This window comes from Micromonospora sp. NBRC 110009 (assembly GCF_030518795.1).
Lineage (GTDB): Bacteria > Actinomycetota > Actinomycetes > Mycobacteriales > Micromonosporaceae > Micromonospora.
In genome coordinates, this window is record NZ_CP130427.1 from 2,055,573 (window position 1) to 2,069,176 (window position 13,604).

General features: G+C 73.9%; 17 protein-coding genes. 8 read left to right on the forward strand and 9 right to left on the reverse strand.

All coding sequences use genetic code 11. From position 1 onward, the window contains the following. Nucleotides 1–63: 63 nt before the first annotated feature. On the reverse strand, nucleotides 64–630 hold the full coding sequence (locus Q2K19_RS09785; RefSeq protein WP_302769685.1) for a TIGR03086 family metal-binding protein: 567 nt from the start codon (nucleotides 628–630) through the stop codon (nucleotides 64–66). 31 nt (nucleotides 631–661) lie between these two features. Between Q2K19_RS09785 and Q2K19_RS09790 the strand changes: the two genes are divergently transcribed. After that, a complete protein-coding gene (locus Q2K19_RS09790; protein WP_302769688.1) occupies nucleotides 662–1,483 on the forward strand; it encodes a helix-turn-helix domain-containing protein in 822 nt (273 codons plus the stop codon). Nucleotides 1,484–1,492: 9 nt separating this feature from the next. On the opposite strand, the gene Q2K19_RS09795 is transcribed toward Q2K19_RS09790, so the two are convergent. The 6 genes from Q2K19_RS09795 to Q2K19_RS09820 are packed head-to-tail and all read right to left on the reverse strand — an operon-like array spanning nucleotide 1,493 to nucleotide 7,090. Further along, nucleotides 1,493–3,031: a SpoIIE family protein phosphatase gene (locus Q2K19_RS09795; RefSeq protein ID WP_302769690.1), complete on the reverse strand. Its 1,539-nt coding sequence runs from the start codon at nucleotides 3,029–3,031 to the stop codon at nucleotides 1,493–1,495. Nucleotide 3,032: 1 nt separating this feature from the next. Next, nucleotides 3,033–4,397, reverse strand: coding sequence for a sensor histidine kinase (locus Q2K19_RS09800; RefSeq protein WP_302769692.1), 1,365 nt, complete (start codon nucleotides 4,395–4,397; stop codon nucleotides 3,033–3,035). Next, nucleotides 4,394–5,407, reverse strand: a complete 1,014-nt coding sequence (locus Q2K19_RS09805; protein WP_302772387.1) for a SpoIIE family protein phosphatase — start codon at nucleotides 5,405–5,407, stop codon at nucleotides 4,394–4,396. Before Q2K19_RS09805 ends, Q2K19_RS09800 begins: the two co-directional genes overlap by 4 nt. Next, on the reverse strand, nucleotides 5,404–5,823 hold the full coding sequence (locus Q2K19_RS09810) for an ATP-binding protein (RefSeq protein ID WP_302769694.1): 420 nt from the start codon (nucleotides 5,821–5,823) through the stop codon (nucleotides 5,404–5,406). The genes Q2K19_RS09805 and Q2K19_RS09810 overlap by 4 nt, the downstream gene beginning before the upstream one ends. Further along, on the reverse strand, nucleotides 5,820–6,230 hold the full coding sequence (locus tag Q2K19_RS09815) for an STAS domain-containing protein (protein ID WP_302769697.1): 411 nt from the start codon (nucleotides 6,228–6,230) through the stop codon (nucleotides 5,820–5,822). The genes Q2K19_RS09810 and Q2K19_RS09815 overlap by 4 nt, the downstream gene beginning before the upstream one ends. Continuing rightward, nucleotides 6,230–7,090, reverse strand: coding sequence for an STAS domain-containing protein (locus tag Q2K19_RS09820; protein ID WP_302769699.1), 861 nt, complete (start codon nucleotides 7,088–7,090; stop codon nucleotides 6,230–6,232). Before Q2K19_RS09820 ends, Q2K19_RS09815 begins: the two co-directional genes overlap by 1 nt. Before the next feature lie 161 nt (nucleotides 7,091–7,251). Between Q2K19_RS09820 and Q2K19_RS09825 the strand changes: the two genes are divergently transcribed. Continuing rightward, complete coding sequence (locus Q2K19_RS09825; RefSeq protein ID WP_091337275.1) at nucleotides 7,252–7,608, forward strand: STAS domain-containing protein; 357 nt, start codon at nucleotides 7,252–7,254, stop codon at nucleotides 7,606–7,608. A 10-nt stretch (nucleotides 7,609–7,618) separates the two neighbouring features. Here the strand turns inward: Q2K19_RS09825 and Q2K19_RS09830 are convergent, their stop codons facing one another. After that, nucleotides 7,619–8,932 carry an MFS transporter gene (locus tag Q2K19_RS09830; protein ID WP_446839676.1) on the reverse strand — a complete coding sequence of 438 codons (1,314 nt, stop codon included), beginning with the start codon at nucleotides 8,930–8,932 and terminating at the stop codon, nucleotides 7,619–7,621. 49 nt (nucleotides 8,933–8,981) lie between these two features. Between Q2K19_RS09830 and Q2K19_RS09835 the strand changes: the two genes are divergently transcribed. The 4 genes from Q2K19_RS09835 (at nucleotide 8,982) to Q2K19_RS09850 (ending at nucleotide 10,909) form a co-directional block, all read left to right on the forward strand. Then, nucleotides 8,982–9,662 carry a FadR/GntR family transcriptional regulator gene (locus Q2K19_RS09835; RefSeq protein ID WP_302769702.1) on the forward strand — a complete coding sequence of 227 codons (681 nt, stop codon included), beginning with the start codon at nucleotides 8,982–8,984 and terminating at the stop codon, nucleotides 9,660–9,662. Between the two features lie 39 nt (nucleotides 9,663–9,701). Continuing rightward, nucleotides 9,702–10,175: a large conductance mechanosensitive channel protein MscL gene (mscL, locus tag Q2K19_RS09840; RefSeq protein WP_302769704.1), complete on the forward strand. Its 474-nt coding sequence runs from the start codon at nucleotides 9,702–9,704 to the stop codon at nucleotides 10,173–10,175. Between the two features lie 81 nt (nucleotides 10,176–10,256). Then, complete coding sequence (locus Q2K19_RS09845) at nucleotides 10,257–10,505, forward strand: hypothetical protein (protein WP_302769705.1); 249 nt, start codon at nucleotides 10,257–10,259, stop codon at nucleotides 10,503–10,505. 29 nt (nucleotides 10,506–10,534) lie between these two features. After that, a complete protein-coding gene (locus Q2K19_RS09850) occupies nucleotides 10,535–10,909 on the forward strand; it encodes a hypothetical protein (protein WP_302769707.1) in 375 nt (124 codons plus the stop codon). Nucleotides 10,910–10,943: 34 nt separating this feature from the next. Here Q2K19_RS09850 and Q2K19_RS09855 read toward each other — a convergent pair whose 3' ends face one another. Next, nucleotides 10,944–12,149, reverse strand: coding sequence for a benzoate/H(+) symporter BenE family transporter (locus Q2K19_RS09855; RefSeq protein WP_302769710.1), 1,206 nt, complete (start codon nucleotides 12,147–12,149; stop codon nucleotides 10,944–10,946). Between the two features lie 139 nt (nucleotides 12,150–12,288). Between Q2K19_RS09855 and Q2K19_RS09860 the strand changes: the two genes are divergently transcribed. Together Q2K19_RS09860 and Q2K19_RS09865 are read left to right on the forward strand one after the other, a co-directional pair. Further along, nucleotides 12,289–12,756: a helix-turn-helix domain-containing protein gene (locus tag Q2K19_RS09860; protein WP_302769712.1), complete on the forward strand. Its 468-nt coding sequence runs from the start codon at nucleotides 12,289–12,291 to the stop codon at nucleotides 12,754–12,756. A gap of 96 nt (nucleotides 12,757–12,852) precedes the next feature. Continuing rightward, complete coding sequence (locus tag Q2K19_RS09865) at nucleotides 12,853–13,572, forward strand: PP2C family protein-serine/threonine phosphatase (RefSeq protein WP_302769714.1); 720 nt, start codon at nucleotides 12,853–12,855, stop codon at nucleotides 13,570–13,572. Nucleotides 13,573–13,604: the final 32 nt, after the last annotated feature.

Below are 13,604 nucleotides of genomic sequence, written 5' to 3' on the forward strand. Positions count from 1 at the left end.
ACTCAGCGAATAGCACTGTCAAGAGCGGCCCGCGCGGCGCGGTGCCGCACGGGCCGGGACGGTTCAGGGAGTCCAGCCGGGCTGGCGCCCGGTCCGCCCGAGCAACCGGTCCAGCGGGGTCGCGTCCGGCGTGGTGGGTACGGGCGCGCCGAAGGCGCCCATCTGCTGGCCGGTGTCGCCCATCTTGTCCATGAAACCGTGCCCCGCCGCCAGCACCGCCGGGTCGACCTCCAGCCGCTGGCCGGTCGCCCGGGCCAGGTCCCAGCCGTGCACGGTGAGGTCGATCAGCGCCATCTCGCCGACCGTCTCCTGCGGCAGCCCCATCCCGGGCGAGACACCCTCCAGCGCCGCCGGGTCGGACCAGGCCTCGACCAGCCGTTCCGTCTCCGCCGCGAAGCGGTCCCGCCAGCCGTCGGTCAGGTGATCGGTCTTGCCCGACCAGTCCACGTCCCGTCGCCGGGCCAGGTCCTGGAAGTTGACCACCACGGTGAACAGGTGGCCGAGCAGTTCGCGCACCGTGTAGTCCGGGCACGGGGTGGGCAGGTCGAGCTGGTCGTCGGAGATGCGCTGGACCACCGCCACCGTCCGGGGCGCGGCGACGGCCAGCAGCTCACTAGTCTTCGTGGTCATAGGGCCAGCGTATGAAGGTGGTCTTGAAGAAATGCGACACGAACCGCGGCAGGACAGTCGGGGCATCCTGGACCCCGGCCGGCTGCTGCGGCGGGTCGACTTCCGCCGCCGGCTGCCCGCCCCGGCGCTGCGCCCGTACGTCGAGCACTACTGGCTCGTCGACTGGGCGCTGACCGAGCCGTTCGACCAGCGGGTGGTGCCGCACCCCGCGGTCAACGTGGTGTTCCAGGCACCGCCCGACGGCCCGGAGACCGCTGAGATCGCCGGGGTCGACACCGGCCTGTTCACCGTCACGCTGCACGGCGTCGGCCGGGTCACCGGGGTGCAGTTCCGTCCCGGCGGCTTCCGTCCCTTCTGGCGCCGGTCAGTGGCCGAGCTGACCGGGCAGCGCCGCCCGCTGCCCGCCGGGCCGGCGCCCACCGGGCCGTTCGCCGCCGGCCCGGTCTGCCCCGGCACCGACGACGACCGGTGCCGCCAGGTGGACGACCTGCTCAACGCCTGGGCCCCGGAACCGGACCCGTTCTCCGCCGAGGCCACCGCGCTGGTCGAGGAGATCCGCGCCGACCGGAGCATCCTGCGGGTGGACGACTTCGCCCGGCGGCACGCCGTCTCGACCCGGCGGCTCCAGCGGCTCTTCCTAGACCACGTCGGGGTCGGCCCGAAGTGGGTGATCCGGCGGTACCGGCTCCAGGAGGCGATCGAGCAGGCCGCCGCCGGGCCGCTGGACTGGGCCCGGGTCGCCGCCGACCTGGGGTACGCCGACCAGGCCCACCTGGTCCGCGAGTTCACCGCGGTCACCGGGGTCTCCCCCGCCGCGTACGCTCGCTCGCTGGTCCCGTCCGACGGCGGGTGACCGGCGGGGTCAGCGGCGGCGGACGGCGACCACCGCGACGTCGTCGTGGATCTCCGGGGGCGCCAACTCGACCAGCAACCGCTGGCAGAACTGGTCCAGGTCGTCGTCCACCCGGGCGGCGACCACGCTCAACGCGGCCAGCCCGTCGTCGATGGTGGCGTCCCGGCGCTCGATCAGCCCGTCGGTGTAGAGCACCAGGGTGGACCCGGCCGGCAGCACGAACTCCAGGTCCGACGGGCGCGGCGCGCGGACCCCGAGCAGCGGGGCGGAATGCTGCACGAACTCCACCCGCCCGTCCCGGCTGATCAGGGCGGGCAGGTGCCCGGCGCTGGCGAGCCGGACCAGCCCGCTGCCGGGGTGCAGCAACAGCAGGCAGACGGTGGCCTGCTCGTTGGGAAGCAGGGTGCGCATCAGCTCGTTGACCCGGTCCAGGATCACCCCGGGCTGGTGCCCCTCCACCGCGTACGCCCGCACCGCGTGCCGCAGCTCGGCCATCACCGTGGCGGCGTGCAGCGAGTGCCCGGCCACGTCGCCCACCGCCACGAGCAGGTGCCCGTCGAGCATCACCAGCTCGTAGAAGTCGCCGCCCACCTCGGTCCGGGCGCTGGCCGGCTCGTACCGGACGGCCAGGTCGAGGCCAGCGATCTCGGGCAGCCGGCGGGGCAGCAGGCTGCGCTGGAGGGTGACCGCGATCCGGTGCTCCTCGTCGAAGGAGCGCTGCGCCTCCGCCGCCGACGCGACGGCCTGGGCGAGCTGCACCAGCACCGGCGTACGGACGGTCTGGGTCGCGGTCGGCACCACCACGTAGAGCGGGGGCCGGTCCTCGCGCAGCCGGGCGGCGGCCACCGTGACGCTGTCGCCGGCCGGCCAGTCGACCAGGCCCCAGTTGCCCGGTTCGTCGATCCGGACCGTGGTGCCGATCGGCACTCCGGTGTCGTCCACCGTCCACGGCACGAGCCTCGGCGCCTCGTCCGGCCCGGCGGCCACCCCGGCCAGGCAGTCCCCGTCGAAGGTCTCGGCGACCACCGCCGCCGGGCTCCGGAAGATACGCGCCGCGCTGGCGGCCGCCGCCTCCAGCAGCCGGACGAAGTTCGACGCGGCGTGCATCTGCACGGTGGCGTCGGCCAGCGCGGCCAGCCGCTCGGCGAGCAGCTCGGCCCGGCGGCGGGCCTGGTAGTAGCGGAGCACGGCGTACGTGGTGGCGACCAGTTCCTCCGGCTCGATCGGCTCCGCCAGGTACGCGTCCGCGCCCCGGGTCAGCCCCTGGGCCCGGTCCCCCACGTCCACGGCGTGTGCCGAGACGTGGATGACCGGGGTCGCCGGGTAGGTCTCCTTGATCCGCTCGCAGACCTCGAAGCCGCTCATGTCGGGTAGCCGGACATCGAGCACCACCACGTCGATCCGGCCGGCCGCCATCCGGCTGAGCGCCTCGGCGCCGTTCTCCGCCTCGATGGTCGCGAAGCCGGCCCGGGTCAGCCAGCTCACCAGCAGATAGCGCTTGGTACGACTGTCGTCGACCACCAGTACGGTCGCCGTGCCGCCCTCCACGTCACGCTCCGCCCACCGGGAGGACGACCGTGAAGGTGCTGCCCCGGCCGAGCTCGCTGGACAGCTCCAGCGTCCCGCCGAGCAGCGTCACCAGCCGCCGTGCGTACGGCAGTCCGAGGCCGGTGCCACCGGCCCGGGTCTCCCCGGGCACCTGGTAGAACTCCTCGAAGATCCGTTCCTGTAGCTCGGGCGGGATGCCGACGCCCGTGTCGGTGACCGACAGCGACCAGGCGTCGTCCCGGCGGTCCGCCCGCAGCCGCACCTCACCCCGCTCGGTGAACTTCAGGCCGTTGTGCAGCAGGTTGCGCAGCACCTGGGCCAGCAGCACCTCGTCGGAGCGGACCGTCGCCGGGGCCGGCGGCTCCTCCACCATCAGCTCCACCGCCGACCGGGTGGCCAGCGCCCGCAGGGTGCCGCGGAGCTGCCCGAAGAGCCCGCGCAGGTCGACCTCCGCCCAGTTCGGCTCGATCCGGCCCGACTCGGCCTTGGCCAGGTCGAGCAGCTCGTTGACCAGGGTGAGCAGGTCGGACGCGGAGGACCGGATCAGTCCCACCTGCTGGGCCTGCTCGGAGGTGAGCGGGTCGGAGGCGGAGTCGGCGAGCAGCCGGCCCAGCCCGATGATCGCGGTGACCGGGGCCCGCAGCTCGTGGCTGACGTTGGCCAGGAACCGGCTCTTCGACTCGCTGGCCGCCCGGAGCTGGGCGGACTTCTCGTCCAGCTCGGCGTAGAGCGCCACCACACCGCGGTTGGTCTCCTCCAGCTCCGCGGTGAGCTGGTTGTAGAGCGCCATCACGCCCCGGTTGGTCTCCTGCAGCTCCGAGTTGAGCACCTCCAGCTCGTCGCGCTGGGTGCGTACCTCGTCGAGGGCGGCGATGAGCTGCGCGTTCTGGTCGGCCAACTCGTCCAGCGCGGTGCCCGGAGCGCTGCTGGCCAACTCCGCACGGAGTTCGGCGAGGCGCTCCGGCGTCAGTGCTTGGGCAGCGGCCGGGACACGTCGGGACATCCTCACGACCGTATCGCCCTCGTCCTGCACCACGCCCAGCATGTCCACCAGGCGTGCCACGGCACCGGACTGCGGCTCGTACCGGCCGTCGGGCAGCGGGCCCACCGGAGCCAGGTCCACCCGGAGCGCGGGCCGGCCGGAGCGGGCGTCCACGTCGAGCACGAAGGTGACGTCGGCACCGTCGGCCGTGCGCAGCAGGTCCCGGGCGACCTCGCTGAGCGCGGTGGCGAGGCGTACCTGGTCCTGGTGTTCCAGCCCGACGGCGGCGGCCACCTCCCGCCCGCGCTGCCGGACCAGGAAGATGTCCTGCTCCACGCGGAGTGCCATCTGCAGCAGCGGTTCCGACGGGTCGGGGCCGGTCATGGCTCCCCCCGGGCGACCAGCACACAGGCGTCGTCGCGGCGGATCCCGGCGTCCCGGAGCAGCGTCGCCGCGGCCGCCAGGGGCGAGCGCGCGGCGAGGCCGGGGTAGTCGGCGAGGTCCCAGCGATCCACCACGCCGTCGCTGTGCATGACGAGCAGCGCGCCGGGCGGGAACGGGTAGTGGTACTCGCGCACCACCGGGCGCTGGTGGCCGGCGATGCCGGGCAGCGAGACCAGGCCCCGCCGCCGCTCGCCCGACCCCACGATCATGGCTGCGATGTTGCCCAGGCCGGCGTACCGGAGCAAGCCTGACGCGGCGTCCAGCTCGGCGACCGCCAGGGCGGCCCCTCGGGTGTGCGACATGGTCGCGTGCAGATGCTGGACCACGCCGGCCGGCGGCCCGGCCGGCGCGGCGCGGAACGCGGCGAGCGCGGCCCCGCTGGCCGCGGCGGCCAGCGGCCCGTGTCCGAGGCCGTCGCAGACCAGCACCTGGCGCCGGCCGTCGACGACTCGGACCGCGTACGCGTCGCCGCTGACCTGCTCGCCGGTGATCGGCCGGGTCAGCCCGGCGGCCCAGTCCGGCTCCGGCAGCGGCCCGTCCCAGACCTGGACGGCCAGCACCGTGCCCCGCCCGGGCAGCGAGTATCCGTCGAACCAGCTCGCCTGCCGGACGATCGCACCCAGGCCGATGCCGAGGGTGCCGGTGGTGGAGTGCCCGTCCACGGAGGAGAGGGCGAGGTCGGCCATGCCGGGGCCGGAGTCCATCGCCACCAGCTCCACCCCGGCCCGCGCGGCCCGGCGTACCGGCCGGAGCAGCAGCGAGCCCTCCTGGGCGTGCTTGACCAGGTTGCTGATCAGCTCGGCGCTGACGATGGCGAGGTCGGCGACGCGCTGCTCGCTGAGTTCCAGCTGCCGCCCGAGGCGCTCGGCCGCCCGGCGCACACCGCTGGCCCCGCCACCGCTCTCCACCCGGAACCAGAGGCCGTGGTCGGAGACCACGTCGGCGTTCATCGAGACCACTTGGTGACGGTGATCCGGGTGCCCTCGCCCACGGCGGTCGCGATGTCGAACTCGTCGACGAGCCGGCGGGCGCCGCTGAGCCCGAGGCCGAGCCCGCCGCCGGTGGTGTAGCCGTCGGTGAGGGCCAGGTCGACGTCGGGGATGCCGGGGCCCTGGTCGACGAAGAGGATGCGCACCCCGCGCCGGCGGCCGTCCTCGACCGTGACCACCTCGGCGGTGCCCCCGCCGCCGTAGATCAGCGTGTTCCGAGCCAGTTCGCTGGCGGCGGTGACCAGCTTGGTCTGGTCGACCAGCGAGAGCTTGACCGCGACGGCGGTGGTTCGCACCAGCTGCCGCACCCGGACCACGTCCTCGTCGCTGCGGATCGCCTGGGCCGCCGGCACCCCCAGGTCGACTCCGGCGGTCATGACGTGGCCGTCGTCTCGGCGTCCTCGTCGCCGTCGACCTCGACCCACTCGTCGGCCCGGGCCGCCGCGATCAGCTCCATGCCGCGTTCGACGTTCAGCGCGGTACGGATGCCGTTGAGCGACAGCCCCAGCTCGACCAGGGTGATGGCGACCGCGGGACGCATCCCGACCACCACCGTGTCGGCGTCCAGCACCTTGGAGATGGACGCGATGGTGGAGAGCATCCGGCCGACGAAGGAGTCGACGATGTCCAGCGCGGTGATGTCGATGATCACGCCGTGGGAGCCGGTGGCGACGATCCGCTCGGCCAGGTCCTCCTGGAGCTGGACGGCCGTCTGGTCCGACATGTCGACCTGGATGGAGACCAGCAGGATGTCGCCGATCTTGAGAATCGGCACCCGCTCCATCAGGCCTCCCGACGCGGGCGGCGGGTGGTGGTCTCGACGCCGGTCAGCCGCAGCACGTGGCGCAGCGCGTCGGCGAGGCTCGCCTTGGTGGCGATGTCACCGAACTCGATACCGAGGGCGACGATCGTCTGGGCGATCTGTGGCCGGATACCGGAGATGATGCAGTCGGCGCCCATCAGCCGGGCGGCCACCACGGTCTTCAGGATGTGCTGGGCGACCTGGGTGTCCACCGCCGGCACGCCGGTGATGTCGATGATCGCGTAGGGCGACCCGGTGTCGACCAGGGTCTGGAGCAGCCGCTCCATCACCACCTGGGCGCGGGCCGAGTCGAGGGTGCCGACCAGCGGGACGGCGACCACGCCCTCCCACAGCTTCACCACCGGGGTGGAGAGCTCCAGGAGCTGCTCCGCCTGGTCGGCGATCAGGCTCTCCCGGGTGCGGACGAAGCTCTCGAAGGTGAACAGGCCCATCTGGTCGATCAGCGAGGTGAAGCCCAGGAAGTCGCGCAGGATCTGCGTGTCCTGACTCGTCTCCATCAGCTCCAGCAGGGCGTCCTTCAGGGCGAAGACGCTGATCGCGGTCTCGGTGGCGCTGAACCCCTGCTGGGCCCGGCCCCGGGACAGCTCCGTCAGCACGGCGCGCAGCTCGCCGCCGTGCTGGTCGGCCAGGTCAGTCAGTCCGTCCTGCAACGCGTCGATCATGGTACGGTGCAGCTCGCGCACCTGCCGGGCCAGTTCCGCCTGGCTGAGCCGGCCCCGCAGCGAGGCGGTGACGATCTCCGTCCAGCGCTCGATCAGCCGGTCGGTGTGCTCACTCAGCAGGCGGGCGAGCCGACCACTCGTTTCGGCGCTCAACGCCATCGTGACCTCCCTGAACTCTGGACGGGCGGACTCTATCATCGGCAGTCCGGTAAGTAGTTGCCGCGCGGCAAAGGCATGATCGAGCGCACCCGGGTCGGCTCCCGTTCTGCACACCACCCGCTTCGTGGGATACCGTTCCACCGAACACAGGAGGTCGGCGAATGTCCCTGACGGTGCAGACGGAACAGCGCGGCGACGTGGTGGTCGTGTCGGTCGCGGGCGAGCTGGACATGGCGACGGCACCGCAGCTGCAGGACCAGATCACGGATCTGTTGGACAAGGGGCGCAACCGCCTCGTCTTCGACCTGGCAGACGTGTCGTTCTGCGACTCCACCGGACTGTCGGTCTTCGTCCGCGCCAAGAACAGCTGCGACGAGGCCGGCGGTGTGGTCCGGCTGGCCGCCCCGCAGCGCGGCGTGCTCCGCATCCTCGAGGTCAGCGGCCTGGTCGAGGTGCTGCACACCTACCCGACCGTGGAGCAGGCGGTCGCGGGCGACCCGACGCCGGCCTCCTCCTGACCGCTCCCCCTCACCGCTCGTCCTCGATGTGACGGGGACGGGCGATCACCATGCCCGCCGTCGTCTGCACGGCGAGCGCCACCAGCAGAAAGCCGATCGGCGCGGTCCAGCCCCCCGTCACCTCGTAGAGGATGCCGACCAGCAGCGGGCCGAGCGCCGCGATCAGATACCCGGTGCTCTGCGCGAAGGCCGACAGCGCCACGGTGCCCTCGGCCGTCCGGGCACGCAGCCCGATGGTGGTCAGGATCAGCGGGAACGCGCCCTGGCCGAGGGCGAGCAGCAGCACCCAGAGCGGCGCCGCACCGTGCGGCGCGAGGGCCAGGCCGACGTACGAGGCCGTGGAGAAGACGGTCAGCGCGAGCACCAGCGGCCGCAGCGTGCGCAGCCGGCCGGCCAGGGTCGGCATGACCAGCGCCACCGGCACGCCGAGCGCGGTCACCCCGGCGAGCAGCAGTCCGGCGGACTCGGGTGCGTAGCCGGCGTCCCGGAAGAGCTGCGCCAGCCAGCCCATGATCGCGTACCCGCTGAGCGACTGCGCCCCGAAGTAGACCGCCATGGCCCAGCCGAGCCGGGTGTGTCCGGGGCGCACCCGCGCCGGGGTGGCGGCGACCACCGCCGGGGTCGCCGTCCGCCGGGCCGCGCGGGCCCGCAGCGCCAGCGGCACCCAGGGCAGTACGGCCACCGCGGCCAGCCCCGCCCAGACGCCGAGCCCGGCCCGCCAGGAGCCGAAGGCGTGCGCCACCGGCACCGCCGAGGCGGCGGCCACCGTGGTGCCCACGGTCAGGGTCATCGTGTACGCCCCGGTGACCAGCCCGGTGCGGTGCGGGAAGTGCTGCTTGACCAGCATCGGCAGCAGGATGTTCGCCACCGCGATGCCGGCCAGGGCGAGCGCGCTGGTGAGCACGAAGACCGCCGCCGAGTCGGTGACCACCCGGAGCACCTGCCCGACGGTGAGCGCCAGCATGGCCAGCACCAGCACCCGGGCCGCCGGCCAGCGGCGGACCAGCCACGGGGTGAGCGCGCCGAGCCCGGCGAAGGCGATGGTGGGCAGCGTGGTGACGAGGCCGGCCATCGTGCCGGAGAGGCCCAGCCCGCCGCGTACCTCGTCGAGCAGGGCGCCGAGGCTGGTCACCGCGGCGCGCAGGTTGAGCGCGACCAGCAGCATGCCGACCAGCACCAGCGCGCCGCCCCGGGCCGGGGTGATCGGGCGCGGGGGCGCGACCGCGTCCGGGGCCGGTCCGGGCGTCACGTCGGTGGTCGGCGCGTCGGTGACGATGGTCCGCTCGGCGGCGGTGGCCTCGGTGCAGGCGGCTGGCGGGGTCATGACCTCGAACCTACAATCATGGGATGAATTTCGGCAGGAGTTGTAACCGGTGACACCCCCCGTCGATTCCCTCGCGGTGCCCCCGCGCGGTCACCGGGTACGCCAGACGATCGAGCAGCTCCGGGCCCGGATCCTCGGCGGCGAGTGGCCGGTGGGCACCCGGATCCCCACCGAGCCCCAGCTGGTCGCCGCGCTCGGCGTCGGGCGGAACACGGTCCGCGAGGCGGTCCGCGCGCTGGTGCACGCCGGGGTGCTGGAGCCCCGTCAGGGCTCCGGGACGTACGTGGTGTCCACCGACGAACTGGCCCCGGTGGTGGCCCGCCGGCTCACCGACGACCGGATGGCCGAGGTGATCGAGGTCCGGCGCGCCTTCGAGGTGGAGGCGGCCCGGCTCGCCGCGGTACGGCGTACCCCGGCGGACCTGGCGGCGCTCGACGGCGCGCTCGCCGCGCGGGAGGCCGCCTGGCGCTCCGGCCGGGTGGACGAGTTCGTCGACACGGACGCCGCGCTGCACACCGCGGTGGTGGCCGCCGCGCACAACGCCATGCTGGCCGAGCTCTACGCCTCCGTCGGCACCGCGCTGCGCAGCACCGTCGCCCAGTCGATGGGCGACGCCCTGGTGCCCGAGCGGTACGTCGACCACTCCCGACTGGTGGCCGCGATCCGGGACGGCGACCCGGCGCGGGCGGCCATCGAGGCCGGCGCTTTTCTGGAGGGCCCGGGGGAATAGGTTGTCCCGGACCGAAAACCGGACAGCACGGGAGTGCGGATGTTCAAGGGCTTCAAAGACTTCATCATGCGCGGCAACGTCGTCGACCTGGCGGTCGGTGTCGTCATCGGCGCCGCGTTCACCGGCGTGGTCACCCAGCTGACCAAGTCGTTCCTGGAACCGCTGGTCCGCGTGTTCATCCTGCTGATCACCGGCAGCAACAAGGGCATCAGCGGGACCACGCCGATGTTCCGCGGCGAGATCCCGTTCGACTGGGTGGCCTTCGTCAACGCGGTGATCACCTTCCTGCTCACCGCGGCGGCGCTCTACTTCCTCGTGGTCTACCCGATGAACAAGCTCGCCGAGCGGCGTCGCCGCGGCGAGGAGCCCCCGCCGAAGGCCCCCAGCGAGGAGATCAAGCTGCTCACCGAGATCCGCGACGCGCTGCTCGCCGGCAACCACGCCACGCCCGGCCAGCGGGGCGCGCTGGACGACGTGCTGGGCCGCCGGCAGGAGCCGCCGGCCCCGCGCTGACCCAGCACCCGCACACCGGCCCCCGTGGGAATCCCGCGGGGGCCGGCCCATGTCGAACACATGTTCGATAGAGTCCCGGTCATGGAGCAGCGCAGGCACTGGTGGAACGGGAAATGGGGGCGGCTGGCCCGGCGGGACGTCTTCCTCCGGGTGGACGGCGACCGCTGGCACGTGGAGCAGCGCGCCGGGGGCGCCGAGGGGGTCTCCCAGTTCTACGAGTACGCCAGCGTGGACGAGGCGGAGGAGACGGTCCGGGCGCTGCTGGAGGGGACGGACAGCTGGCGGGAGCTCTCGCCCCGCCCGCCGAGCGGCTGGACCCCGCCCGTTTAGTGCCCGGGCGGTCCGGGAACCGCGCCTGCATGAGCCAGCGCGGTACGCAGCAGGAGAGCGTCTCCCGGGTCACCACCGGCATGCGGGTGATCGACTCGACCGGCGTCGAGGTGGGCACGGTGGATCTCGTCCAGCGCGGCGACCCGGCCGCCGTGACCGTGCAGGCGCCCGCTCCGGTGGACCCGGGGAGCAGCCTGGACGAACTGATCGAGTCGGCGGCGGTCGAGGAACCGGACGTTCCGGCCGATCTGGCCGCCCGGTTGCTGCGCAGCGGCTACCTGAAGGTCTCCACCGAGCTGGCCCGCAGCGGCGCGGTCTACGTGCTGGCCGACCGGATCGCCGCCGTCACCGACGACGGCGTACGCCTCGACGTCCCCGCCGCGGAGCTGCCCGAGGAGGAGTGACCGCGGGGCGTCCTGGCCGGGCCGGACCGCCTGGTCAGCCGACCCGCGCCGGGGCGGCCGGCGCGGCGTCCGGCTCCGCCGCCACGGGCGGCGCCGGGCGGCGGCGGAAGAGCAGGAGCATCAGCCAGCCGGCGACGAGGCCCCAGAAGGCGCCGCCGACGCCGAGCAGGCTCACCCCGGATGCGGTGACCACGAAGGTGACCACGGCCGCCTCGCGGGCGTCCGGCTCCGCGACGGCCGCCGAGACCGCGCCGGCCAGCGCGCCGAGCAGCGCCAGCCCGGCCACCGCCTCGACCAGGATCGGCGGGGCGAGCAGCACCAGGGCGGTCGCCACGCCGGCCCCGAGCCCGAGCAGTGCCATGCCGATCCCGGCGGTGACCGAGGCGATCCAGCGCCGGTCCGGGTCGGGGTGGGCGTCCGGGCCGGCGGCCAGGGCGGCGGTGATCGCGGCCAGGTTCACCGCGTGCCCGCCGGCCGGCGCGCCGAGCGCGGTGGCGAGCCCGGTGACCCGGAGCGCGGAGCCGAGCGGGGCCCGGTAGCCGTAGCCGGCGAGGACGGCCGTCCCGGGCACGTTCTGCGCGGCCATGGTGACCAGGAAGAGCGGCAACGCCAGGCCGACCACCGCGGGCACGGTCCAGGTCGGCGTGGTCAGCGCGACGCTCGGAGCGAGGTGCGTCGGGGCCGGCCCGGACGCGGTCAGCGCGATGGCCACCGCGGCCACGGCCAGCGCCCCGGGCACGGCCCAGCGGCGGGCGAACCGGTGCAGCAGCAGCCAGGCGAGCACCACCGGTCCGGTCAGCCGGGGCACCTCGACCAGCGCCCGGACGGGCGCGGTGCAGAGCGGCAGCAGCACCCCGGCGAGCATGGCGCTGGCGATCGGGCCGGGGATCGCGGCGACCGCGCGGCCGAGCGCCGGGACGAGTCCGGCGGCGGCGATCAGCACCCCGGTGAGCAGGAACGCGCCGACCGCCGCCGGCCAGCCGCCGGGCACCGGGCCGGTGGCCACCAGGAGCGCGGCGCCCGGGGTGGACCAGGCGACGGCCAGCGGCATCCGGTGCCGCAGCCCGAGCCAGACGGCGCAGCATCCGGTGGCGACGCAGAGCGCGAGCAGCCCGGAGGCGGCCTGCGCCTCGTCGGCGCCGACCGCGCGCAGCCCGGCGAGGACGACCGTGAACGAGCTGGCGAAGCCGACCAGCGCGGTGATCACGCCGGCCAGCACGGGTTGCAGTCGCCCTGCCATGCCATCCTCCGTCCGCCGTTCCGTTTACGGAACGACACGGTGTAGGACGATAGCCCCCATGGCAGCTGCCCCACCAGCCGGTGACCACACTGCGGAAGAGGTCGGCCGGCGGATCCGCGCCCTCCGCGAGGAACGGGGGATGTCCCTGTCCACGCTGGCCCGGCTCGCCGGCGTCGGGAAGGCCACCCTCTCCGGGCTGGAGAACGGCACCCGCAACCCGACCCTGGAGACCCTGTACGCGGTCACCGCACAGCTCGGCGTACCGCTCACCGCCGTGCTCGCCGGGCCGGCCGGGACGCCGACCGTGCGCGGCGCCGCGGTGGACGCCACCCTGCTGGAGGTGTTCACGGAGAGCGACGCGACCTACGAGCTGTACCGGATGCGGGTCAGCCCCGGCCCGCCGCAGCTCTCCCCCGCGCACCAGACCGGGGTCACCGAGCACGTCACCGTCTTCTCCGGCGTGCTGCGCGCCGGGCCGGTGGACGCCCCGATGACCGCCGGACCCGGGGAGTACCTGCGCTGGACGTCGGACGTGCCGCACAGCTACGCCGCCGTCGGCGACGAACCGGTCCGGGCGAGCCTGCTCCTGCGCTACCCGCGCGGCTGAGCACCCTGGACGGCGAGGACCCAGACATGCCGATCTTTCCTCGGCATACCCGGTGTGTAGAGACGGGGATGGTGTCTTCTTGGCAAGCTTGACCCCATGACGCTGATCCTCCGCTCGGCCATCCTCAACGACGTCGGCCTCGTCCGCACCAACAACGAGGACTCCGCCCTCGCCGGTGACCGCCTGGTGGCGGTGGCCGACGGCATGGGCGGCCTCCCCGCGGGCGAGGTGGCCAGCGAGATCGTCATCCGGATCCTGGACGAGCTGACCCCGCCGACCGTCCCCGACGAGGCCGCCGACGCGCTGCGCGCCGTGGTGAGCACCGCCAACCAGCGGATCCGGGCCGCCATCACCGTCGACCCCGCCCGCGACGGCATGGGTACGACGCTCACCGCCAGCCTGCTCGCCGATGACACCCTGGTCCTGGCGCAGGTCGGCGACTCCCGCTGCTACCTGCTGCGCGACCACGAGCTGACCCAGCTCACCCGGGACGACACCTTCGTGCAGGCGCTGGTCGACCAGGGGGCGCTCTCCCCCGACCAGGCCCGGCACCACCCGCAGCGCTCCCTGGTCACCCGGGCGGTGCAGGGCTCGGACGCGCCGCCGGCCATCGGCATGCTCACCGTGTTCCCCGGCGACCGGCTGCTGCTCTGCAGCGACGGCCTCTCCGACTACGTGGAGGATCCCGCCATCGCCTCCGCGCTGGCCACCTACTCCGACCGGCAGCAGTGCGGCGAGCAGCTGGTGAAGCTCGCCCACCAGGCCGGCGCGCCGGACAACGTCACCGTCATCGTCTCCGACGTCACCGAGGGCTGAGCGGGCCGATTCCGGTTGCGCGGTCCGCCGGA